General features: G+C 71.4%; 21 protein-coding genes and 1 pseudogene. 8 read left to right on the top strand and 14 right to left on the bottom strand.

Going from position 1 to position 21,721, the window contains the following annotated elements; genetic code table 11:
• Window positions 1-3 precede the first annotated feature (3 nt).
• Genes ACQPZG_RS09370 through ACQPZG_RS09360 form a run of 3 tightly spaced genes read left to right on the top strand, consistent with a single transcriptional unit; the run spans window position 4 to window position 1,965 of the window.
• The gene (locus tag ACQPZG_RS09370; protein ID WP_433545369.1) at window positions 4-879 is read left to right on the top strand and encodes an AraC family transcriptional regulator; all 876 of its coding nucleotides are present in this window, start codon (window positions 4-6) and stop codon (window positions 877-879) included.
• A gap of 10 nt (window positions 880-889) precedes the next feature.
• A complete protein-coding gene (locus tag ACQPZG_RS09365; protein WP_433545368.1) occupies window positions 890-1,660 on the top strand; it encodes an AzlC family ABC transporter permease in 771 nt (256 codons plus the stop codon).
• Complete coding sequence (locus ACQPZG_RS09360) at window positions 1,657-1,965, top strand: AzlD domain-containing protein (protein WP_433545367.1); 309 nt, start codon at window positions 1,657-1,659, stop codon at window positions 1,963-1,965. The genes ACQPZG_RS09365 and ACQPZG_RS09360 overlap by 4 nt, the downstream gene beginning before the upstream one ends.
• Before the next feature lie 25 nt (window positions 1,966-1,990).
• On the opposite strand, the gene ACQPZG_RS09355 is transcribed toward ACQPZG_RS09360, so the two are convergent.
• The gene (locus tag ACQPZG_RS09355) at window positions 1,991-2,905 is read right to left on the bottom strand and encodes a hypothetical protein (RefSeq protein ID WP_433545366.1); all 915 of its coding nucleotides are present in this window, start codon (window positions 2,903-2,905) and stop codon (window positions 1,991-1,993) included.
• A gap of 79 nt (window positions 2,906-2,984) precedes the next feature.
• Here ACQPZG_RS09355 and ACQPZG_RS09350 point away from each other — a divergent pair, with 79 nt between their 5' ends.
• Both ACQPZG_RS09350 and ACQPZG_RS09345 read left to right on the top strand, forming a co-directional pair.
• On the top strand, window positions 2,985-3,179 hold the full coding sequence (locus ACQPZG_RS09350) for a DUF3046 domain-containing protein (RefSeq protein WP_185026661.1): 195 nt from the start codon (window positions 2,985-2,987) through the stop codon (window positions 3,177-3,179).
• Window positions 3,180-3,375: 196 nt separating this feature from the next.
• On the top strand, window positions 3,376-4,527 hold the full coding sequence (locus ACQPZG_RS09345; RefSeq protein WP_433549330.1) for an AI-2E family transporter: 1,152 nt from the start codon (window positions 3,376-3,378) through the stop codon (window positions 4,525-4,527).
• A gap of 21 nt (window positions 4,528-4,548) precedes the next feature.
• On the opposite strand, the gene ACQPZG_RS09340 is transcribed toward ACQPZG_RS09345, so the two are convergent.
• The 5 genes from ACQPZG_RS09340 to ACQPZG_RS09320 all read right to left on the bottom strand — a co-directional run bounded on the left by ACQPZG_RS09340 (window position 4,549) and on the right by ACQPZG_RS09320 (window position 11,008).
• Window positions 4,549-6,696 (bottom strand): MMPL family transporter, encoded by a 2,148-nt coding sequence (locus ACQPZG_RS09340; RefSeq protein ID WP_433545365.1) that lies wholly within the window; start codon window positions 6,694-6,696, stop codon window positions 4,549-4,551.
• Between the two features lie 71 nt (window positions 6,697-6,767).
• Window positions 6,768-7,544: a cytochrome d ubiquinol oxidase subunit II gene (locus tag ACQPZG_RS09335; RefSeq protein ID WP_433545364.1), complete on the bottom strand. Its 777-nt coding sequence runs from the start codon at window positions 7,542-7,544 to the stop codon at window positions 6,768-6,770.
• Window positions 7,545-7,583: 39 nt separating this feature from the next.
• On the bottom strand, window positions 7,584-8,939 hold the full coding sequence (locus tag ACQPZG_RS09330; RefSeq protein ID WP_433545363.1) for a cytochrome ubiquinol oxidase subunit I: 1,356 nt from the start codon (window positions 8,937-8,939) through the stop codon (window positions 7,584-7,586).
• 156 nt (window positions 8,940-9,095) lie between these two features.
• Window positions 9,096-9,806: a response regulator gene (locus tag ACQPZG_RS09325; protein ID WP_433545362.1), complete on the bottom strand. Its 711-nt coding sequence runs from the start codon at window positions 9,804-9,806 to the stop codon at window positions 9,096-9,098.
• On the bottom strand, window positions 9,803-11,008 hold the full coding sequence (locus tag ACQPZG_RS09320) for a sensor histidine kinase (RefSeq protein WP_433545361.1): 1,206 nt from the start codon (window positions 11,006-11,008) through the stop codon (window positions 9,803-9,805). Before ACQPZG_RS09320 ends, ACQPZG_RS09325 begins: the two co-directional genes overlap by 4 nt.
• Window positions 11,009-11,237: 229 nt before the next feature.
• Between ACQPZG_RS09320 and recA the strand changes: the two genes are divergently transcribed.
• Both recA and recX read left to right on the top strand, forming a co-directional pair.
• The gene (recA, locus tag ACQPZG_RS09315; RefSeq protein ID WP_433545360.1) at window positions 11,238-12,371 is read left to right on the top strand and encodes a recombinase RecA; all 1,134 of its coding nucleotides are present in this window, start codon (window positions 11,238-11,240) and stop codon (window positions 12,369-12,371) included.
• A gap of 3 nt (window positions 12,372-12,374) precedes the next feature.
• A complete protein-coding gene (recX, locus tag ACQPZG_RS09310; protein ID WP_433545359.1) occupies window positions 12,375-13,283 on the top strand; it encodes a recombination regulator RecX in 909 nt (302 codons plus the stop codon).
• Between the two features lie 801 nt (window positions 13,284-14,084).
• Here the strand turns inward: recX and ACQPZG_RS09305 are convergent.
• The 8 genes from ACQPZG_RS09305 to ACQPZG_RS09270 all read right to left on the bottom strand — a co-directional run bounded on the left by ACQPZG_RS09305 (window position 14,085) and on the right by ACQPZG_RS09270 (window position 20,648).
• Window positions 14,085-14,504, bottom strand: coding sequence for a rhodanese-like domain-containing protein (locus ACQPZG_RS09305; RefSeq protein ID WP_433545358.1), 420 nt, complete (start codon window positions 14,502-14,504; stop codon window positions 14,085-14,087).
• Window positions 14,501-15,058, bottom strand: coding sequence for a cysteine dioxygenase (locus ACQPZG_RS09300; RefSeq protein ID WP_433545357.1), 558 nt, complete (start codon window positions 15,056-15,058; stop codon window positions 14,501-14,503). Before ACQPZG_RS09300 ends, ACQPZG_RS09305 begins: the two co-directional genes overlap by 4 nt.
• Window positions 15,059-15,184: 126 nt before the next feature.
• A complete protein-coding gene (locus ACQPZG_RS09295) occupies window positions 15,185-15,271 on the bottom strand; it encodes a putative leader peptide (RefSeq protein ID WP_433549329.1) in 87 nt (28 codons plus the stop codon).
• Between the two features lie 32 nt (window positions 15,272-15,303).
• A complete protein-coding gene (locus ACQPZG_RS09290; protein WP_433545356.1) occupies window positions 15,304-16,995 on the bottom strand; it encodes an FAD-dependent monooxygenase in 1,692 nt (563 codons plus the stop codon).
• 306 nt (window positions 16,996-17,301) lie between these two features.
• Window positions 17,302-18,171 carry an amino acid ABC transporter permease gene (locus ACQPZG_RS09285; RefSeq protein WP_433545355.1) on the bottom strand — a complete coding sequence of 290 codons (870 nt, stop codon included), beginning with the start codon at window positions 18,169-18,171 and terminating at the stop codon, window positions 17,302-17,304.
• The gene (locus ACQPZG_RS09280; RefSeq protein WP_433545354.1) at window positions 18,168-18,842 is read right to left on the bottom strand and encodes an amino acid ABC transporter permease; all 675 of its coding nucleotides are present in this window, start codon (window positions 18,840-18,842) and stop codon (window positions 18,168-18,170) included. The genes ACQPZG_RS09285 and ACQPZG_RS09280 overlap by 4 nt, the downstream gene beginning before the upstream one ends.
• A 78-nt stretch (window positions 18,843-18,920) precedes the next feature.
• Complete coding sequence (locus ACQPZG_RS09275) at window positions 18,921-19,748, bottom strand: glutamate ABC transporter substrate-binding protein (protein WP_433545353.1); 828 nt, start codon at window positions 19,746-19,748, stop codon at window positions 18,921-18,923.
• Window positions 19,749-19,862: 114 nt separating this feature from the next.
• The gene (locus ACQPZG_RS09270; protein ID WP_185026682.1) at window positions 19,863-20,648 is read right to left on the bottom strand and encodes an amino acid ABC transporter ATP-binding protein; all 786 of its coding nucleotides are present in this window, start codon (window positions 20,646-20,648) and stop codon (window positions 19,863-19,865) included.
• A gap of 282 nt (window positions 20,649-20,930) precedes the next feature.
• Here ACQPZG_RS09270 and ACQPZG_RS09265 point away from each other — a divergent pair.
• A pseudogene (locus ACQPZG_RS09265) lies at window positions 20,931-21,635 on the top strand (response regulator transcription factor); the annotation flags it as partial.
• Window positions 21,636-21,721: the final 86 nt, after the last annotated feature.

Raw genomic sequence — 21,721 nt, 5'->3', positions numbered from 1 at the left:
CGAATGGAGAGGGCAGCGACGGCCACCGGGCGCGACGGCGAGTGGGCGCGCCACTGGCACTGCCCCGGCGTCCCCGGCCTGGACCTGCTGCGGGCCCGCTACGTCCGCCACTCGTTCGTACGGCACAGCCACGAGGGGTACGTGCTCGGCGCGGTCCGCCGGGGCGTCGAGGACGTCCGCATGCCGGACGGCACGATCAGCGCCGTGCCCGGCAGCGTCGTCATGATCAACCCGGAGGTGCCGCATTCGGCCCGCGCCGGCGTTCCCGAGGGCTGGTCGTACGCCACGCTCTACCCGTCGCGGGACCTGGTCGCGGACGTGGCCGCCGAGATCACGACGCTGCGCGGCACTCCGGGGTTCGCCGAGACCCTCGTCGAGGACCACGAGACCTCCCGGCTCATCCACGAGGTGCACCGGGCGGCCGAGGAGGGCAACGCGCTCGCCGCCGACAGCCTGGTCCGGATCGCCCTCGCCCGCATGCTGCGCATGCACGGCTGCTCCCTGCCGGTCCGCAGGTCCGCCGCCGCGGCTGCCCGTACCGCCGCGGCGGCCCGGGTGATCCTGCTGGAACGGATGGCCCGGCCGCCGTCGCTGGAGCACCTGGCCTGCGAACTGGGGGCCGGCCCCTTCGCGCTGCTGCGTGCCTACAAGACCGCGTACGGGCTGCCTCCGCACACCTGGCTCACCAACGCGCGCGTACAGCGAGCGCGGCTGCTCCTGGACGCCGGCGCGACGCCCGCGGACGCCGCCGTGGCGGTCGGCTTCACCGACCAGCCGCACCTCAACCGGCACTTCACCAGGATCGTCGGGGTGCCGCCGGGCGCCTACCGCCGCGAGCGTGCAAGAACGTACAAGACCGGCGGCACCCCGCCCTCGTAGCGTCCCCGGCGTGGCAGATCAGACAGCACCGCAGAAATGTCAGGACATACGGACAACAGGACCTGTGCAGGTCGGAGCCGAGGCCAGGACGGACTCCGCCGTCGTCCGGGACGCGCTCGGCGTCGGTTTCGCCGTGGGGCTCTCCGGTTTCGCCTTCGGAGTGACGTCGGCGGGCGCCGGACTCACCCTCGCGCAGACCTGCGCGCTCAGCCTGCTGGTGTTCACCGGCGCCTCCCAGTTCGCGCTCGTGGGAGCGCTCGCGGCCGGCGGCAACCCGCTCACCGCGGCGGCCGGCGCGTTCTTCCTCGGCGTCCGCAACACCTTCTACGGGCTGCGGCTCTCGCAAGTGCTCGCGCTGCCGCGCCTCGTGCGCCCCCTCGCGGCGCAGGCGGTCATCGACGAGACGGCGGCCGTCGCGCTCGCCCAGCCGACCCGGCGCAGTGCCCGCATCGGCTTCACCGTCACCGGGCTCACCCTCTACGTGCTGTGGAACCTCACCACGCTGCTCGGGGCGCTGGGTGCGGAAGCCATCGGGGACACGAACGCCTGGGGGCTGGACGCCGCCGGACCGGCCGTCTTCCTCGCGCTGCTCGGCCCGATGCTGCGCACGGCGACGGAACGCCTGGTCGCGGGCCTCGCCGTGCTGCTGGGGCTCGGACTGCTGCCCGTGCTGCCCGGCGGCCTGCCCGTGCTGGTCGCCGCGCTGGCCGCGCCGCTGGTGCTCTTCTGCAAGGGGCGCGATGAGCGTCGTCCGCACACCCCGGGGAAGGACGTCCGTTGAGCGTCTGGATCGCCATCCTGGCCACCGCCGCCGGCTGCTACCTCGTCAAGCTGCTCGGCCTGCTCGTGCCCGCGACCGCACTGGAGAGGCCGCTCGTCCGAAAGCTCGCCGCGCTCCTGCCGGTCGCCCTGCTGGCCGCGCTCACCGCGCAGCAGACCTTCGCCACGGGACAGCAGCTGGTACTGGACGCGCGGGCCGCGGGGCTGGCGGCGGCCGCCGTCGCGCTGGTGCTGCGGGCGCCGTTCCTGGTCGTGGTCGGGGCGTCGGTCGCCGTGACCGCGGGGGTGCGTGTCCTCGGCGGCTGAACGCCGCCCCGCGGCGAGGCGCCCCTCAGCCGATCTCCCTGCCGTACGCGCGCAGCGTCAGCAGCGCCTCGATCGTGACGATCGGGCGCGCCTCCAGGCCGGTCCCCGGCGCCCACACCCGCCATCGGACCGGCCAGCCGCCGTCCTCCCGCTGCTCGGCCGCCAGGAAGTCCAGCGAGCGCGCCATCTCCTCGTCGGTGAACCAGCCGCGCGCCAGCGACTGCGGGTCGCGCGCGTAGTCGTACGCGAAGTGGTGCTCGCCCGGGGCGTACCCCGGAGCCACCGGAACCTCCTCGCGCCGCGACGGGTCGAGCACCACGAGCTTCTGGGAGCGCACCAGCCGTCCGAGCCGGTCCGCCGCCGCGCGGGCCCGCGCACGGTCCGGGACGCCGTCCAGGAAGGCGACCGCGGCCTGCACCTCGTACGGGTGGGAGGTCTCCAGCGACTCGACGGCCGCCCAGCAGAAGTCGGTGGCCCGGAACAGCCAGGCGTGCCACACCTCGTTGCGGTGCAGCACGCCCACCACCGGCCCCGTTGCCAGTAGTTCGCTCGGCGGGTCGTCGACCACGGGCACGAACGGCGCGGCCGGATAGCCGCGCTGCGAGGGGTGCACCGCGGGCAGCGCACCGTCCTTCGCCGACACCTCCGTCAGGTAGCGGCACACACGCTCCACGCGCGGGCCGCGGCACCGGCCGATCGTCTCCAGCACCCGCAGCGCGTGCGCCGTGTGCAGCGGCTGGCTCACCGGACCCCGCAGGTCGGGCTCCAGGGCGTGGCCGAAACCCCCGTCGGCACCCGCGTACGCGGCGAGCGCGGTCTCGACCGGATCCGCGCCCCCGTCCAGGAAGTGGTACGCGAAGCGCCGCTGCTCCAGTGCCCGTGCGGTCAACCACACGAACTGTCCGGCACGGGCGAGGGAGGACTCTCCATTTCCAGCCATGAGCCGACGGTAGGGCGGAAAGCGCTTGAGACAAGGGGGGCGGACCGCCGTGCACTCCCAGGGGCGCGATACTGGTGTCATGCGGTTGACGATTTTCTGGGAGCGGATGGCGGCGCACTTCGGCGAGAGCTACGCCGATTCCTTCGCCCGCGACCACGTGATGTCCGCACTCGGCGGCCGTACGGTGCACGAGGCGCTCGACGCCGGCTGGGACGCCAAGACCGTGTGGCACGCCGTGTGCACCGCCATGGACGTCCCGCAGAGCATGCGCTGAACTGCGCGGCGGACGCCGTGAGGTGAGCGCCCGGCCGCCCCCACCTGGCGATACGGGTACGCCCCCGTCGCACTCATGAGTGACACTTGGCCCCGTGGCCCCCACAGATGAGACCGCCCAGGACCGGGCGAAAGCACCGGAACCCGACCGTCCGAGCACCGCGTCCGCCGCGACGGCGCCCGCCGGCTCGGCCCGGATGCCCCGGTGGCTGCCCCGCGCCATGGTGCTCGGCCTGGCCCTCTACGCCTGCTACCAGCTCGGCGACTGGGCCTTCCACCAGCTCATCGGCCTCCTGCTCAACATCGTGATCGCCTTCTTCCTCGCCCTGGCGGTGGAGCCCGCGGTCGGCCGGATGGCGGCCCGCGGCATGCGCCGGGGACTCGCCACCTTCCTGGTGTTCTTCGGCGTCATGATCGTGGGCGTCGGCTTCGTCGTGATGCTCGGCTCGATGCTGGCCGGACAGATCGTGGAGATGGTCGGGGAGTTCCCCAAGTACCTCGACTCGGTGATCAGCTGGGTCAACCAGATCTTCCACACCAGCCTGTCCAGGGTCGAGGTGCAGGACAGCCTGCTGCGCTCCGACTGGCTCCAGAAGTACGTGCAGAACAGCGCGAGCGGTGTCCTCGACGTCTCGACGACCGTGCTGGGCGGCCTGTTCAAACTGCTGACGATCTTCCTGTTCTCGTTCTACTTCGCCGCCGACGGCCCCCGGCTGCGCCGCGCGCTGTGCTCCGTACTGCCGCCCGCCCGCCAGACGGAGGTGCTGCGGGCCTGGGAGATCGCCGTCGACAAGACCGGCGGCTACCTGTACTCGCGCGGACTGATGGCGTTGATCTCGGGGATCGCGCACTACATCCTGCTGGTGGCCCTCGGAGTGCCGTACGCCCCGGCGCTCGCCGTGTGGGTGGGGCTCATCTCGCAGTTCATCCCGACCATCGGCACCTACCTGGCGGGCGCCCTGCCGATGCTGATCGCCTTCAAGGAGAACCCCTGGTACGCGCTGTGGGTGCTCTGCTTCGTGGTCGTCTACCAGCAGTTCGAGAACTACCTCCTCCAGCCCAAACTGACCGCGAAGACCGTCGATATCCACCCGGCCGTCGCCTTCGGCTCGGTCGTCGCCGGTACGGCGTTGATGGGCGCGGTCGGCGCGCTCATCGCGATCCCCGCCGTCGCCACCCTCCAGGCATTCCTGGGGGCCTACGTGAAGCGCTACGACGTGACCGACGACCCGCGGGTGCAGGGCCACCACCGCAGCAGGCGCGCCTCGGCCCTGGCACGGATGCGCACCGCCCTGAACCGCGGCCGCGACGCCCAGCCGCCGCCCCCCGCTCGGGAGGACGGCGACTGAACGACGGGGGTGGCGCCCGTCCTACGGATGGCGTTCGAGCTCCACCTTCGGGAGCAGCCGTCGCAGCGGTCCGGGCAGCCACCACGCACGCCGGCCCAGCAGCTGCATCACCGCGGGCACGATCAGGCAGCGGATGACCACGGCGTCCAACAGGATGGCCACCGCCAAACCCAGACCGAACTGCTGGAGCATCCGGTCCGGACTGAGGACGAACGCCGCGAACACCACGATCATGATGGCCGCGGCCGCCGTGATCACCTTCCCGGTCGCCGCGAGCCCCTCGCGCACCGCACCCTGCGGGTCCTGCGTGCGCTGCCACTCCTCGTGGATGCGGGAGAGCAGGAACACCTCGTAGTCCATCGAGAGCCCGAAGACGATCGCGAAGATCATCACCGGGATGAACGCCTCGACGGGCCCCGCCTGTACCCCGAACCAGCCCCGCTGGAAGACCAGAGTGACCACCCCGAGGGCCGCGCCGATCGACACCAGGTTGAGCAGCGCCGCCTTGACAGGGATGAGTACCGATCGGAAAACGACGAGCAACAGCAGTGCGGACAGGCCGACGACGATCACCACGAAGAGCGGCATCCGGTCGGACACGGTCGCCGCGAAGTCCTCGGTCGCGGCCGTCGCCCCGCCGACCAGCAGCACCGCTCCACTCGCTTCCTCAAGGGGTGGCAGCACCTCCGCGCGCAGCCGCTCCACCAGCTCGGAGGTCGCCTCGTCCTGCGGCGCGGTGTCGGGGAAGGCGATGACGGTGAAGACCTCGCCGTCCTTCGTGGGGACCGGCCCGGCGGCCGCCGCGATGCCGGGGGTGCCGTCGAGCGTCTCGCGCAGCCGCGCGCCCGCCTCCTGGCCGCCGCCGTCGGCCACCACGATCAGCGGACCGCTGAATCCGGGCCCGAAGCCCTCGGTCAGGAGGTCGTACGCCTGCCTGCTGGACGAGGTCCTGGGGTCGTTGCCGGCGTCCGCGAACCCCAGCCGCATGTCCAGCGCCGGAACCGCGAGCGCGCCGAGCGCCACCACGGCCACCAGGAGGGCGGCCACCGGCCTGCGCTGGACGCCGGTCGCCCACCGCCGCCAGCCGGCCCCCTCGACGCGCTTCGACCTCGCCGCGCGCCGAGTGACCTGACGTCGCACTCGCCCGCCGAAGAGGCCCAGCAGGGCGGGCAGCAACGTCAGCGACGCGGCCATGGTCACCAGCACCGTCAGGGCGACGGCGAGGGCCACGCCCTGGAGCGAGCCGAGCCCCAGCACGACCAGGCCCATCAGGGCGATGATCACGGTGCAGCCCGCGAAGAAGACCGTGCGGCCGGCCGCGTCCAGGGCCGTCCTGGTGGCCTGCTCGGGCACGGCGCCCTTGAGCAGTTCGCTCCGGTAGCGGGAGAAGATCAGCAGCGCGTAGTCGATGCCGACGCCGAGCCCCACCAGCATCATGATCGGCGGCGTGAAGTCGGCGACGTTCGCCAGGTGCGAGGCGAGCGCGATCAGGGCGACCGAACTGCCCACCGCGAACAGGGCGGTGAGCACCGGCAGGCTCGCGGCGATCAGCGAACCGAAGAGGAACACCAGGATCACGAGCGCGCCCAGGATGCCCGCACCCTCCGCCGCCCCGCCGCCGCCCTCCTCCGCGTGACGGGCCGCGCCGCCTCCGACGGCCGCCGTGACCCCGTCGCCGTCGGCGGCGTCGACCGCCGCGACGACTCGGCGTACGTCCTCGGCGGGAACGTCCTGCTCCCTTCCGTCCAGGGTCACCGTGGCGTACGCGACGGTCCCGCTCCGGGACACGGCCGCCGGGTCCTCGTACGGGCTGCGCACGTCGGCGACCCGGGGCAGCCCGGAGACCTCGCGGAGCATCCCCTCGACCTTGCCGCGCACCGCGGGGTCGGCGATTCCCCGCCGCGCCTCGACGACGACCTGCACGGTGGCGTCCGCCTGCGCCGAGCCGTGTTCCTCCAGTACTGACTGTGCCCGGTGGGAGTCGGTGCCGGGCAGTGAGAAGTCGTTGTGGTAGGCGCTGCCGACCATCACGGAAGCACCGGTGAGCGCGGCGACCAGCACCACCCACAGGACGAGCGCGCGCCAGCGGTGCGTGTGCGAGAAGGCGGCGAGACGCTCGAAGACACTGTCGCGGCGGGTCGGTGGCGGTTGTTTGCCCAGAATGGTCATGCGAACTCCTCAAGAGAACGGGAAGGAAAAGGGGTGCGGCAGCAAGGCCCGCGGCGTTCGGGCCCGTCGGTTCAGAGGTAGGAGGGCCGGGTCACCCGCTTCCGGAAGGCGTGCCACATCCACGTCTGGACGACGACCATCAGCGCGGTGATCACCAACAGCGAGGGCACGAGCAGCGCGAGCGTCGCGCCGTCCGCCGCGGAGGCGGCCCACGGCAGCCCCGCACCGGCGGACAGGACGACCGCGGCCATCAGGACGGAGGTCAGGGCGAAGGACTGCCACGGACCGCCGCGCCCGACGAGCCGCCGGGCCCGCTCGTACGGCGCGCCCGTCAGGCGCAGCGCCGCGAACCCCAGCCCGTGCACCGCGAACAGCGCGGCCACCGCCAGGGCGCACAGGACGGCGGCCGGCCCCGTCGCGACTCTGCCCGGCGTCTGCGTGAACAGTGCGCACAGCAGCCACCCCCAGGACAGCGCGACGGCCCAGCTCCCGCCCGCCACCGCCGCGTCGCAGACCGCCCGCCACCGCCGCCCGCCGGTGCGCCCGCGCAGCCACAGCCCCGCGTCACGCACCACCCAGCCCGTCAGCAGCGGCAGGACGACCAGGAACTGCCCGCTCAGCAACTCCCCTTCGAGCGTGAGGAAGGCCCCGATGAGCAGCCCGGCCGTCGCGATCAGCCACACCTCGTTGCCGAGGAAGAACGGTGCGAACGAGGCCAGTACGAGACGCCGTTCGGCGTCGCCCCGCCCCAACCGGGGCAGGAGCATGCCGGTGCCGATGTCGGCTCCGCCGAGGACGAAGTAGCCGACGGCGAAGAAGCCGAGCAGAGCGAGGGCGAGGGTTTCCACGACGGGTCTCCTCAGAGAGGGGGGAGGGGCGGAGGATGCTCAGTAACGTGCGAGCGGCAGCGGTACGGCGCAGGCGTGTGCGTGCTCCTCGGTGTCCTCGCGGTCGTCGTGGCCGAGTCCGGCGTCGACGGGGCCCCGGCGCGCGCAGCGCAGCAGCAGCCACCCGTTCACGGCGATCAGCAGCGCGAACAGCACGGTGAAGGTGATCAGGGAGGCCCGCATCGTGCCCGGGGAGAGCCCCGAGACCGCGTCCTCGGTCTTCAGCAGTCCGTAGACCACCCAGGGCTGCCGGCCTGCCTCCCGGAAGATCCAGCCGCTGATCATGGCGAGGTAGGGCAGCGGCACGGCCGCCATCAGGAGCAGGTGCCAGAAGCGGAAGCGGTACAGCGTCGCCCTGAGGGACGCGAGAACGACGTTGCCGATGCCGAGGTACAGCATCAGGGCGAAGGAGATCAGCATCGTCAGCCCGCCGCCCCTGGTCCACGCCTCGGAGGGCACGTAGTCGCCGGGACCGTAACGGGCGGTCAGTTCCGCTTGGAGTCGCGCCATTTCGGCCGCCTGCTGGCTGAACACGGCCGATTTCATGGGTTGCAGCGACGCCAGCTCAGCGAACTGCACGCCACCGAAGGCCGCCGTCACCAACAGCGCGGGCAGCGCCAGGAACACCCCGACGCGCAGGCTCTTCCCGAAGAACTCCCACTCCGACGAGCGCCGGAACAGGTGGTACGCGCTCACCCCCGCGACGAAGAACCCGGCCGTCAGCAGCGCCCCGCCCAGGATGTGCCCGAAGGCCAGCAGGGTGCTGGGATTGGTCAGCAGCGCCCCGGCGTCCGCCAGCACGAGCCGACCGCCCTGCACGGCGTGGCCCACGGGATGGTTGAGGAATCCGTTGGCGACGAGGATCCAGTAGGCCGACAGCAGGGCGGTCAGCGTGACGACCCAGATCATCGCCAGGTGCACCCACCGGCCGAAGCGGTGCCATCCGAAGATCCACAGCCCCAGGAACGTCGACTCCACGAAGAACGCGGCGACCGTCTCCACCGCCAGGGGCGCCCCGAAGACGTTGCCCGCGTAGTGGGTGAGCCCGTTCCAGCTCATGCCGAACTGGAACTCCATCACGATGCCGGTGACGATTCCCACCGCGTAGTTGATGACGTACAACTGCCCCCAGAAGCGCACCATCCGTGCGTGCAGCGCGCTGCGGCTGAACGTCGCCCGGGTCTGGAGGCACGCCACGACGACCGCCAGTCCCAGGGTGAGGGCGACGAACAGGAAGTGCCCGCCCGCCGTGAGGGCGAACTGGAGCCGCGCGAGGTCCACCGTCTCCGGATCCGGTACGGGAGGGGCCTGCGCGAGGAGGTGCCGTGCGACGAGGTCGTGCATGTGTACTGCCACGCCCACAGCGTCGGCGCACGGCGGGGGGTGGGGCGTCGGCCGCTCGGCGACACCTGCGGTACCCCGCTGGTTGCGTCCGGGGCGCCGCACGTACTCCGTGAGTTGTCCCCGGGGGCGGGAGGACCCCGGGAACGTCTCGGGGTCGTCCCCCGGGCGCTACCCCAGCCAGCCCGGCACGATCATCCCCGACTCGTAGGCGAGGATCACCAGTTGCGCCCTGTCCCGCACGTCCAGCTTGGTCATGATGCGGCTGACGTGCGTCTTCGCGGTCGCGGGGGAGAGGACCAGCCGCCGGGCGATCTCGTCGTTGGACAGTCCGGCCCCGACGAGGCCCATGACCTCGCGCTCCCGTTCGGTCAGCGCGTTCAGGCGGGGGCTCGGATCCGGCCGCACGACCCGGCCGGCGAACTCCGCGATCAGCCGGCGTGTGACCGCGGGTGCGAGCAGCGCGTCGCCGCGTGCCACCACCCGGATGCCGTGCAGCAGTTCCATCGGCTCGGTGTCCTTGAGCAGGAACCCGGAAGCCCCCGCGCGCAGCGCCCCGTACACGTAGTCGTCGACGTCGAAGGTGGTCAGGATGACCACCCGCACGTCGGTCAGGCGCGGGTCGGCAAAAATGCGGCGGGTGGCCTCCAGACCGTCCGTGCCGGGCATCCGGATGTCCATCAGCACCACGTCCGGGCGCAGTTCGCGGGCCAGGGCCACGGCCTGCTCGCCGTCGGACGCCTCGCCCACCACCTCGATGTCGTCCTCGTCGGAGAGGATCGAGCGGAACCCCGCCCGTACGAGGGTCTGGTCGTCCGCGAGCAGCACCCGGACCGCCCGGTCCCTGCCCACCGCCCCCGGGTACGCCGTACGGCCCGTCATGCGTGCTCCTCAAGGGGCAGCCGGGCCTCGACCCGGAAACCCTCTGCCGTGTCGTGTGCGGTCAGCTCGCCGCCGAACGCCCTGGCCCGTTCCGTCATGCCGAGGATGCCGCTGCCCGTGGACCGCGCGTCGGGCGCGCCGTCCCCGTCGTCCTCGATCGTCAGGCGTACGGCGTCGTCGGCGTACCCCAGGGTGATCGAGACGCGGCACGCGCGCGCGTGGCGGGTGACGTTGGTGAGGGACTCCTGCAGGATGCGGTACGCGGCCAGGTCGAGCGGCGGGGGGAGGGGACGCGGGGTGCCCTCGACGTGCGTCCGGACGTCCAGGCCCGCGGTCCTGGCGCCGGCGACCAGCGCGTCGAGCCGGTCGAGCCCCGGCACGGGGGCGGTCGGTGCGGCCTCGTCCGCCTGGCGCAGCACGCCCAGGGTGGACCGCAGCTCGCGCAGAGCGTCCTTGCTGGTGGCCTTCACCGCGGTCAGCGCCTCCTCGGCGGCGGCCAGCGCGACGGCGGGGCCGGGCCCCTTGCCGAGCTTGTGCAGCGCGGCGCTCGACTGGACGTTGATCAGCGAGATGCTGTGCCCGAGCACGTCGTGCAGCTCACGGGCGATCCGCAGCCGCTCCTCGGTGGCGCTCTGCCGCGCCCTGGCCTCCTGCTCGCGCTCGGCGGCCAGCGCCCGCTGCTCCACCTCGCGCAGGTAGGCGGCACGGGTGTGCTGCACGCGGCCGAGAGCGACGAGGCTGATCAGCCAGCCGGCCAGCATGGCGAGGGAGACGTTGTCGATCTGGCGGTGGCCCTCGCTCCGGCCCGCCTCGCCGAATCCCACGGCGAGCAGCGTCACGGCGGCGAGGGCGACGGCGGCGACGAGCCTGCCTTCGGCGGACGTCGTGTAGAGGGCCAGCGCGAAGGTGACCATCAGCGGGCCGTCGTAGACGTTCAGCGGGTAGTACGCGGCGCAGGCGAGCAGGGTGACGACCGCCACCGCGACGGGCCACCTGCGGCGGAAGTAGAGCGCGCCGCAGCCCACCGCGGTCAGCGCCCAGCCGATCAGGGCGCGCCCCGTGGTCTCCGTCTCGTACCGCATCGCGACCAGGGTCCAGACGGTCACGAGCAGGACGGCGGCGAGTGTCACCGCGGCGTCCGCCGCGCGCCCGGCGGGCCGTGCGAACGCGCGGAGCCCGCGGACGCGGGAGGGGAGGGCCATGCTCGAAGGATAGGCGGGGACCCGGTCCCGGAGGCCGGGCGTGGCGCGCTTGACAGTAAAATCGAACATCCATTCATATTGGGAGTGCGGCCTGCTGGTGAGCCCAACGGTTCCCACGGGGTTGTCCGGGGTTATCCACAGGTCAGGAGCACGCCGAGGCCGATTGTCAGTGGCAGGCGTTAGCGTCATTGACGTGAAGCGATCGAATCAAGCAAACCGGGTGGAAGCCATGGCAGCAGGCACCGACCGCGAGAAGGCGCTGGACGCCGCGCTCGCACAGATTGAACGGCAATTCGGCAAGGGCGCGGTCATGCGCCTGGGCGACCGCCCCAACGACCCCATCGAGGTCATCCCCACCGGATCGACCGCGCTGGACATCGCGCTCGGCGTCGGCGGACTGCCGCGCGGCCGTGTGGTGGAGGTGTACGGGCCGGAGTCCTCCGGCAAGACGACCCTGACGCTGCACGCCGTGGCCAACGCGCAGAAGGCCGGCGGCACCGTCGCCTTCGTGGACGCCGAGCACGCGCTCGACCCCGAGTACGCCAAGGCCCTCGGCGTCGACACGGAGAACCTGATCCTCTCCCAGCCGGACACCGGCGAGCAGGCCCTGGAGATCGTGGACATGCTGGTCCGCTCCGGCGCCATCGACCTCATCGTCATCGACTCCGTGGCGGCGCTCGTGCCGCGCGCGGAGATCGAGGGCGAGATGGGCGACTCGCACGTCGGTCTCCAGGCCCGGCTGATGAGCCAGGCGCTCCGCAAGATCACCAGTGCGCTGAACCAGTCCAAGACCACCGCGATCTTCATCAACCAGCTCCGCGAGAAGATCGGTGTGATGTTCGGCTCGCCGGAGACCACGACCGGTGGCCGCGCGCTGAAGTTCTACGCCTCGGTTCGGCTCGACATCCGCCGCATCGAGACCCTTAAGGACGGCACGGACGCGGTCGGCAACCGCACCCGCGTCAAGGTCGTCAAGAACAAGGTCGCGCCGCCCTTCAAGCAGGCCGAGTTCGACATCCTGTACGGCCAGGGCATCAGCCGCGAGGGCGGCCTGATCGACATGGGCGTCGAGCACGGCTTCGTCCGCAAGGCGGGCGCCTGGTACACGTACGAGGGCGACCAGCTCGGCCAGGGCAAGGAGAACGCCCGCAACTTCCTGAAGGACAACCCCGACCTCGCCGACGAGATCGAGCGGAAGATCAAGGAGAAGCTGGGCGTCGGCATCAAGCCCAAGCCGGAAGCCGCCGAGGCGGAGCCCGACGCGGCCGTGGCAGGTGTCGCTGCGGCCACCGACGCGAAGTCGGTACCGGCTCCGGCGGCGGCCAAGGCGAAGTCGGCCAAGGCCACCGCAGCCAAGGGCTAGTCCATGACCCGGAGGACGGACTGGCCGGGCAGCACGGACGACGCGCACGAAGGGCGCGGCGGCCATGCCGTACCCGGCGGTGACGCCGGGTACGGCGGACGTGGCGCACACGGCGGCGCGGGGGAGACCGGGGAGCCCGACGGGCCGCCCCGGCTCCCCTGGAGCACTCGGGAACCAGCGGACCACGGACCCTCGGCAGCCTTCCGGGGTTCCGGGGCCCGCGGAACTTCCGGGGAGGACCGGGCATCCGGCGCGCCCGAGGGGTTCGGGACGCCCGGCAGGAGCCGCAGCGGCTCCCGGGGGTCCCGGTCGTCCTGGGCGTCCCGGGGCTCCGGCTCCTCCCGGGACTCCGGCCGCGACGGGGGAAGGGACATGGACAAGCCGGCTCCCCGGGGCCGGTCCCAGGAACCACAGGACCCGGCCGAGCAGGCCCGCGCGATCTGCCTGCGCCTGCTCACCGGCACCCCGCGCACCCGCAAGCAGCTCGCGGACGCCCTGCACAAGCGGGACATCCCCGAGGACGTCTCGGACGAGGTGCTGTCCCGCTTCGAAGAGGTGGGACTCATCAACGACGCGGCGTTCGCGGACGCCTGGGTCGAGTCCCGCCACCACAGCAAGGGGCTGGCCCGCCGTGCGCTCGCCCGCGAGCTGCGGACGAAGGGCGTGGAGCCGAGCCTGATCGACGAGGCGGTCGGACAGCTCGACTCCGACCAGGAGGAGGAGACCGCCCGCGAACTCGTCGCGCGCAAGCTCCGCTCCACCCGGGGGCTCGACCGGGACAAGCGGCTGCGCCGCCTCGCGGGAATGCTCGCCCGCAAGGGCTATCCGGAGGGGCTCGCCCTACGGGTGGTCCGCCGTGCCCTGGAGGAAGAGGGAGAGGACACGGAGGGCCTGGACCCCGAACTGTTCTGACGTCCTGCCGCAGGGCCCACCGCGCTCAGCGGGCCCGCAGCGCGACGCCCGGCGGAGGGACGGCTGCCACGCCCGCGGGGCGGGACAGGCCCTTGGGAGGACGCTTCCGGTGGGACGCGCCTCGGGAGGACACCTTCGGTGGGACGCCTTCGCAGGACGCCTCCGTGGGGTGCGCCCACAGGAGGCTCTCGCAGGGCGTCCGGCGCCCACGGGCACAGGCCGCGCGGACGGAGAGCGTGCGGGGGCCGACGTGCGGACGCGCCCGGAGAACGCCGTTCACGTCCGGGCGTCCGTCCCAGGTCCAGGCGCCTTCCCTGCTTCGGGCGCCCTGCCCTGCTCGGGCGCTCCGCTCTGCTCCGCACGCCTCGCCCCGCTCGCACGCCCTTCCCCGCTTCGGACGCCTCACCCCGCTCGTCCCCCGGCTCGCCTTCCGCTCGGCCTCCCCGCCCGGCCCCCGGATCGGGCCCCTCGCCCCGCTCGGCCCCCCGCCCGCTGGGCCCCCGCCCCGCTCGGCCCTCCGCCCGCTGGGCCCCCGCCCCGCTCGGCCCTCCGCCCGCTGGGCCCCCGCCCGGCCTCCCCGTCCGGCCCCTCGGATCGGGCCCCCCGCCCCGCTCGGCCCTCCGCCCGCTGGGCCCCCGCCCGGCCTCCCCGTCCGGCCCCTCGGATCGGGCCCCCCGCCCCGCTCGGCCCTCCGCCCGCTGGGCCCCCGCCCCGCTTCGGGCGTGCCTTCGACGCCGGACCTGGCTCCCAGGCCCCGGCGTCCGTCTCGCGGCCCCCCGGCGGTGCATGTCCCGCAGATGTCTAGGCCCCGCCCCGTGCCTCTGTGACCGGTAGCCCCGCAGCCCGCCACGCCTGGAAGCCGCCGGTCAGGTCTGTGGCCCGGTGCAGACCGAGTCGGTGCAGGGAGGCTGCCGCGAGGCTCGACGCGTACCCCTCGTTGCAGAGCACCACGATCCGTACGTCGTGTCCCGTCGCTTCGGCCACCCGATGGGTGCCCTGCGGGTCGAGTCGCCACTCCAGTTCGTTGCGCTCGACGACCAGGGCGCCCGGGATCACCCCGTCCCGCTCGCGCAGCGCCGCGTACCGGATGTCCACCAGCAGAGCGCCCGAGGCAGCCGCCTCGTACGCCTCCTGCGGCCCCACCCGCACCAGACCGGCGCGTACCCGCTCCAACAACTCATCGATTCCTACCGGAATATGATGTTCTTCCCCACTGCTCACTGCCACTCCTCCGGGTGCTCGACCTGCTCCAGCCGCAGTACTCCGCCCGTACGGCTGTACCGCCGCATCAGCGGCAGCGGCGGATGGTAGGCGTGCACCGAGATCGCGTGTGTGCTCTGGGACTCGTTGAGTACCTGGTGCACGTGGTGCTCGCCGAAGGACCGTCCGCGACCGGCCGTCAGCTCCCTCTCCCTGTCCACCCCTTGGGCCAGTTCCCATGTCTCCCACCCCTCGGTGGGAAGCCGGGCGGCGAGCGACTGTTCGGTCAGCGCACCTGCCGCCGTGGCGAACGCGCCGTGCGAACCGCCGTGGTCGTGCCACCCCGTACCCGCCCCGGGTGGCCAGCCGATGAGCCAGGCCTCGCTGCCGGCCGGCCCGTCGAGACGCACCCAGGTGCGCCCCTGCGGATCGAGTGGGAGGGAGCCGACGAGCACGGTGTCGGCGGCGATCCGCCGTACGAAGGCGAGGAGGTGGGCCGGGGTCGGCGCGGCCGTCAGGGCGCGCGCAGGGGGGTGCACGGGTTCGGCAAGGGACACGGGTACCGGGAGCGTCACGGGAAAGACCGTCCTGAGAGGTTCGCGAACGCGCACGCGTGCCGCGGCCTCGAAGCTGAGCTCACTGGAAAAGCAGAGCCCGAAGAGGCGGAGGGCGGGACACCGCACGCGGAGGAAGGGGCGAATTCAGCAGAACGGGCGACAGACGCAGCCCGCGTAGCGGACCAGGTCCATATGGACCCTCCGCCACAGGCACACATCGGTGTCGCTCATGCTCCGGAGTACACCACGTGCGCCTGGGCCGGTCAATTGATGTCCGCGGTCCGATCGGTGGGCACGGTGACCACGGAGACGTCCTCCTGCGACGCCTGCGCCTCCTGCGCCTCCGGCGCCTCCGGATCTTCGGGTGCGCCGCCGCGCGCCGCGTCCGCCGCCGCGTACAGCTCCGCCGGACGCACCCCGTCGAAGGCCGCGACGAGGTGCCCGTCCGGGCGTACGAGCAGCACGGTGTGCGCCGTGGCCCCGGGATAGCCCTCCGCGACGAGCAGCTCCGCCGGTACGGGCAGGGCGGTGACCGCCGTCGCCAGCCGCGGCATCACCCCCGCCGTCATCCAGTGCCGCCGGTCCCACACCCCGGTGCCCGGCGCGACCAGCACCACCAGCAAGTGGGCCTGCCCCAGCCGGTCCCGGAGCTGCACGGCGGTGCCGTCGGGCGCGGTGACGCGCACGTCCTCCACGGGTGCGCCGGGCTCGGTGGCGACGGACGCGTCCGCATCCCCGCGCGGCGGGGCGGCCAACGGGGAGTGCCGGTACACGGGCAGAGCGCCCAGCGCGCCGCCGCCCAGGTGCCCGTCCGCCAGCATTCCGTCGTGGCTCCTGGCCGCTCCCGGCAGCACCGCGCGCAGCCCGCCGCCGCCGCGCAGTATCGGAAGTGCCTGGTCGGCGGCGCGCAGCCGGGCGGCGACGGCGGTGCGCCGCTCCTGCTCGTAGCTGTCGAGCAGGATGTCGGAGGCGTCGTGGTGCAGGGCGTGCGCGAGCTTCCACGCGAGGTTCTCGACGTCTCGCAGGCCCTCGTCGACGCCCTGGGTGCCGAGCGCGCCCAACAGGTGGGCGGCGTCACCGGCGAGGAACGAACGTCCTTCGCGCCACCGCTGGGCGAGACGGTGATGCAGCGTGTACACGCCGGTGTCGATGAGCTCGTACGGAGGTGTCTCGCCGCACCACCCGGCGAGGGTGTCGCGGATGCGCGTGATGAGGGCATCGGGGGTCACCAGGTCGCCGCGCGGCGGCAGCAGCCAGTCCAGCCGCCACACGCCGCCGGGGAGGGGGCGGGCCGTGACCTCGGGCCCGCCGCCGCGCCACGGGAGCTGACGGTGCATCACGGCAGTCTCGGGCCACGGGAGTTCGGTGCGCAGCGCGGCGACGGCGTGCCGTTCGACCGCCGTGCGGCCGGCGAAGCGGATGCCGCAGAGCTTGCGGATGGTGGAGCGGGCGCCGTCGCAGCCGACCAGGTAACTGCCGCGCCAGTACAGGTAGCCGGGGCCCCGGGTGTGGACGGTGACGCCCTTGCCGTCCTGCTCGATCGTGTCGACGCGGGCCTTGGTGACGAGTTCGACGAGGGGGTGGGCGGTGGCGGCGTCGTACAGGCCCCGGGTGAGCGTGTGCTGCGGGACGTGCAGGGGAGACAGGTACCCGCTGTCCGGGAATCCGTCGCCGGGGAACTCCACGTCGTCACCGAGCGTGAGTTCGGTGACGATCTGCTTGCGTCGCATCGACCGCCATCCGGACCAATGCGCCCCCTCGTCCCGGGCATCGACGCAACCGAGCCGCTCGACCAGCGCTGCGGTGTCCGGCCGCAGCACGACGGTCCTGGCGGTGCGCGGTTCCACCGTGCCGTCGCCCTCGTCGAGGACGACAGAAGGCACATGCTGTGCGGCGAGGGACAGGGCGAGCGCGAGCCCGACCGGCCCGGCGCCGACGACGATCACCGGGTCCACGACGCGGCCCCTCCGCCCCGTACGAACAAGCGGAAAGCTGCACGACAAACCGCACAAGCGGTAGTGGAAACACGGTGCTCGATCACAGAACGTATGCAACCCACTGCGGGTGCTTGCGTCAAGTGACGGAGGCAGGGGTCGTGGGCCTACCTGCGGCAGATTGCGCGCCGGGGGTCGTACGGGTACGCCGGGGCGGTCCGGGAAGGGGGCCGTGCCGGAGGGGGAACGCGAAACTCCGGTGGTTCACGCGACATCGTACGTCGCGTGAACCACCGGAGTTTCCGGGCGAGTCGGCGTGCCGGGGAGTCAGAGGACGCCGGCGTCCATCGTCGACCTGTCGACCATGGCACCGGTGCTCTTCTTCCCCTTGCGCAGTCGCCCTTCGAGCCAGCCAGCGAAGCTGGTCAGGGCGAAGTTGATGAGGATGAAGATCAGGGCGACCACCGTGAGGGTGGCGATGGTATTGGCACCGTAGTTCGCCGTGATCGGCCGCACCTGGAACAACAGTTCGCCGAATCCGAGGAGGGCACCGCCCAGCGCGGTGTCCTTGACGATGACGACCAGCTGGCTGACCAGGGCGGGCAACATGGCGGTGACGGCCTGCGGCAGCAGTACGAAGAGCATCATCTGGCCCTTGCGCATGCCGATGGCCTTCGCCGCGTCCGTCTGACCGGTGGGCAGGGACTCGATGCCCGACCGAACGATTTCGGCGATGACCGAAGCGTTGTAGAGAACCAGGCCCGTCACTACCGAGTACAGAGGACGGAGCTCGGAGTCGACGGTGGTGAACTGGACGAACAGCGCACTGGCGAACACCATCATGATCAGCACGGGGATCGACCGGAAGAACTCGACCACCACACCGACCGGAACGCGGACCCAGGCGTGGTCGGAGAGTCGGCCGATGCCGAGGATCGCACCCAGCGGCAGCGCGATCACCAGGGAGAGCGCAGCGGCCTTCAGCGTTTCCGCGAGACCCGGCAGCAGGAACGTGGTCCATACCCGGGAGTCCGTGACGAATGGACTCCACTTCTCCGCGTCCAGCTGCTTCTTTTCCGCCATGATGCCCAGCACCCACCACGCGGCCAGTGCGAAGACCGCGAGGAAGACGACCGTGTAGATGACGTTGCGCCGTTTGGCACCGGGCCCGGGTGCGTCATAAAGGACTGAAGTCATCGCTTGACCGCCACTCGCTTGGACACCCAGCCGAGCAACAGTCCGGTGGGCAGGGTGAGAACGATGAATCCCAGGGCGACGACACCGAAGACGGCGAAGAGCGCGTCGGCTTCGTTCTCGATCATGTTCTTCATCAGCCACGAGGCTTCGGCGACTCCGATCGCCGCTGCCACCGTGGTGTTCTTCGTCAGTGCGATCAGCACGTTCGCCAGTGGGGCGACGACCGAACGGAACGCCTGAGGGAGGACGATCAGGGTCAGCACCTGGGAGAAATTGAGCCCCAGTGCGCGAGCCGCCTCGGCCTGGCCGACCGGAACAGTGTTGATGCCGGAGCGCAGGGCCTCGCAGACGAACGTCCCGGTGTACACGACCATGCCGAGCACGGCCAGGCGGAAACCGATGTCGTCGAAGCTGCTCGCGCCGAGATTGATTTGGAGCGTCTGACTGAGGCCGAGAAGGGCGCCGACGATGATGATCGTCAATGGCGTGTTACGGACCACGTTCACGTAGCCGGTGCCGAAGGCCCGCAGGAGCGGCACGGGACTGACCCGCATCCCGGCCAGCACGGTTCCCCAGATCAGGGAGCCGACTGCCGAGTAGAGGGTGAGCTGAACGGTCACCCAGAAGGCACCGAGCAGGTCGTACCGCCCGGAAGTAAGAAAGTCGAACACGATGCCCCGCGATCTCTCCTTGTTGGATCGTGGTGCGCGCCGCCGACCGGGGCCGGCGGCGCGTCAGTCACTGCTGGCTCAGCCCTTTTCGGTGATGGCCGGCGCCGGGTCGTACTTGTAGTTGGCGGGGCCGAAGTTGGCCTTCACGGCCTTCTCCCAGGAACCGTCGGACTTCATCTTTTCGAGCGCCTTGTTGATCTTGCCCTGAAGGTCCTTGTCGCCCTTCTTGAGCCCGATGCCGTAGTTCTCGTCGCTGAGCTTGAGGCCGACCAGCTTGAACTTGCCCTGGTGCTCCTTCTGCGCGGCGAAGCCGGCCAGGATGGAGTCGTCGGTGGTCAGTGCGTCAACGGCCTTGTTCTCCAAGCCGTTGAGGCACTCCGAGTAGCCGCCGAGCGTCTGGAGGTTCGCCTTGGGGGCGAGCTTCTCCTTGACGTTCTGCGCAGACGTGGAACCGGTGACCGAGCAGAGCTTCTTGGCGTTGAGGTCCTCGGCCTTGGTGATGGACGAGTCGTTGGCACGGACCAGCAGGTCCTGGTGCGCCACGAAGTACGGCCCCGCGAAGTCGACCTTCGCCTTGCGCTTGTCGTTGATCGAGTAGCTGGCGACGATGAACTTCACGTCACCATTGCTGATCATGTTCTCGCGCTCGGCGCTGGGGGTCTGCTTCCACTCGATCTTGTCGGCGGAATAGCCCAGCTCCTTGGCGACGTACGTGGCCACGTCGACGTCGAAGCCGGTGTACTTGCCGTCCTGCGTCTTCAGGCCCACGCCCGGCTGGTCGAACTTGATCCCGATGACGATCTTGTCGCCGTCCTTGCCCTTGTCGCCACCCCCGCCACAGCCCGTGGCGACGAGAGCGAGGGTCGCGGCTGCGGCGACGGCGGTGCTGATCCTGCGGAGCTTCATGGTGAACATCCCTTACGTCGATGAGAGCGCGTAGGTGGTGCTTCGGTCGTCGGGGCCTTCGTGGCCCCAGGGCCGGATCCTGCCCGACAACCGTCGTCGTGCGAACGGCATTCGTCAGTGGTGAAGGATCTTCGAAAGGAAGTCCTTGGCCCGATCGCTACGAGGGTTGCTGAAGAACTGATCCGGCGTGGCCTCTTCGACGATCTTGCCGTCCGCCATGAAGACGACCCGGTTCGCCGCCGAACGCGCGAAGCCCATCTCGTGGGTGACGACCACCATGGTCATTCCGTCGCGGGCCAGCTGCTGCATGACCTCCAGAACCTCGTTGATCATCTCCGGGTCGAGCGCCGACGTGGGCTCGTCGAAGAGCATGACCTTCGGTTCCATGGCCAGTGCCCGTGCGATGGCCACACGTTGCTGCTGACCGCCGGAGAGCTGTGCCGGGTACTTGTCCGCCTGCGCGCCGACGCCCACCCGGTCCAGCAGGGCGCGCGCCTTCTCCTCCGCGGTCTTCTTGTCCATCTTGCGGACCTTGACCTGGCCCAGCGTGACGTTCTCCAGGATCGTCTTGTGGGCGAAGAGGTTGAACGACTGGAAGACCATGCCGACGTCGGCGCGCAACCGCGCCAACTCCTTGCCCTCCTGAGGCAGCGGCTTCCCGTCGATGCGAATGTCCCCGGAGTCGATCGTCTCCAGGCGGTTGATCGTGCGGCACAGCGTGGACTTCCCGGACCCGGAGGGTCCGATGACGACGACGACCTCGCCACGGGCGATGGTCAGGTCGATGTCCTGGAGCACATGCAGCGCGCCGAAGTGCTTGTTGACGTTGCTCAGGACCACCAGGTCCGTCGACGCGGGTACCGCGTCCTCGGCGCCCTTGGTCACTGAAACTCCGCTCATCGGCTTTTGCTCCGTCCTCCTCGGTTGGGAGGACCTTAGTCACCCAGCGCTACCAGCGTCAGTACATCTGAGGGGAAATTGAGCATAACGATCCGGCCTCAACCGGACACTCTGCGTGAACGGGGCACCCGGCGGGGATACCGGCTCCATAACGGAACAAGGCCGTGATGAGAAGGGTCTTGACGGAGAGTGTCCGGATCGGCGTGGATGCCCTGGGGCCACAAAGGCCGGAGACTCGACACCAGCGACACAGCGACATCAGCGACGCGGAAGGGAGGGGTGATGAGACTGCTGCTCGTCGAGGACGACAACCACGTCGCCGCCGCCCTGTCCGCCGTCCTCGCCCGGCACGGCTTCCAGGTGGTCCACGCACGCAACGGCGAGGAGGCCCTCCAGGCGTTCCTCCCCGACGACCGGGCGCCCCTCGGCCAGGAGCCCTTCGGGGTGGTCCTGCTCGATCTCGGCCTCCCCGACCAGGACGGGTACGAGGTCTGCGGCAAGATCCGCAAGCGCACCAGCACCCCGGTGATCATGGTGACCGCCCGCGCCGACGTCCGCTCCCGCATCCACGGCCTGAACCTCGGCGCCGACGACTACGTCACCAAGCCGTACGACACGGGCGAGCTGCTCGCCCGGATCCACGCGGTGAGCAGGCGCACGGTGACCGGCGAGACGCCGTCCGCTCCGGGGGACGCCGGTGTACGGCTCGGTCCGGTGTGCATCGAGCTGTCCACCCGCCGTGTCAGCGTCGACGGTACGGCCGTTCCGCTCACCCGCAAGGAGTTCGACCTGCTCGCCCTGCTCGCGCAGCGACCGGGAGTCGTCTTCCGGCGGGAGCAGATCATCAGCGAGGTGTGGCGCACGAGCTGGGAGGGGACGGGGCGCACCCTGGAGGTCCATGTGGCGTCGCTGCGTTCCAAGCTGCGCATGCCCGCACTGATCGAAACGGTGCGTGGCGTCGGCTACCGGCTGGTCTCCCCGAACGCCGGCGCCCCGCACGCCACGCGGAGCCCGGCCGCACCGGCCGTCCCCGACGCGGTGAGCCCCCCGCCGGGCGCCCCCGACGCGGTGCA

This window comes from Streptomyces sp. CA-294286, from assembly GCF_050947155.1.
Classification (GTDB): Bacteria; Actinomycetota; Actinomycetes; order Streptomycetales; family Streptomycetaceae; genus Streptomyces.
Note: the sequence above shows the minus strand (reverse complement) of the source record. Positions and strands in the feature narration are given on the sequence as shown.

Bases quoted from the DNA above. Each gene is read 5' to 3' on its own strand.
- ACQPZG_RS09355 (WP_433545366.1), bottom strand. From the start codon at position 2,905: ATGGCTGGAAATGGAGAGTCCTCCCTCGCCCGTGCCGGACAGTTCGTG.
- ACQPZG_RS09285 (WP_433545355.1), bottom strand. From the start codon at position 18,171: ATGACTTCAGTCCTTTATGACGCACCCGGGCCCGGTGCCAAACGGCGC.
- recA (WP_433545360.1), top strand. From the start codon at position 11,238: ATGGCAGCAGGCACCGACCGCGAGAAGGCGCTGGACGCCGCGCTCGCA.
- ACQPZG_RS09345 (WP_433549330.1), top strand. From the start codon at position 3,376: ATGCCCCGGTGGCTGCCCCGCGCCATGGTGCTCGGCCTGGCCCTCTAC.
- ACQPZG_RS09270 (WP_185026682.1), bottom strand. From the start codon at position 20,648: ATGAGCGGAGTTTCAGTGACCAAGGGCGCCGAGGACGCGGTACCCGCG.
- ACQPZG_RS09350 (WP_185026661.1), top strand. From the start codon at position 2,985: ATGCGGTTGACGATTTTCTGGGAGCGGATGGCGGCGCACTTCGGCGAG.
- recX (WP_433545359.1), top strand. From the start codon at position 12,375: ATGACCCGGAGGACGGACTGGCCGGGCAGCACGGACGACGCGCACGAA.
- ACQPZG_RS09320 (WP_433545361.1), bottom strand. From the start codon at position 11,008: ATGGCCCTCCCCTCCCGCGTCCGCGGGCTCCGCGCGTTCGCACGGCCC.
- ACQPZG_RS09340 (WP_433545365.1), bottom strand. From the start codon at position 6,696: ATGACCATTCTGGGCAAACAACCGCCACCGACCCGCCGCGACAGTGTC.
- ACQPZG_RS09295 (WP_433549329.1), bottom strand. From the start codon at position 15,271: ATGAGCGACACCGATGTGTGCCTGTGGCGGAGGGTCCATATGGACCTG.
- ACQPZG_RS09325 (WP_433545362.1), bottom strand. From the start codon at position 9,806: ATGACGGGCCGTACGGCGTACCCGGGGGCGGTGGGCAGGGACCGGGCG.
- ACQPZG_RS09275 (WP_433545353.1), bottom strand. From the start codon at position 19,748: ATGAAGCTCCGCAGGATCAGCACCGCCGTCGCCGCAGCCGCGACCCTC.
- ACQPZG_RS09370 (WP_433545369.1), top strand. From the start codon at position 4: ATGGAGAGGGCAGCGACGGCCACCGGGCGCGACGGCGAGTGGGCGCGC.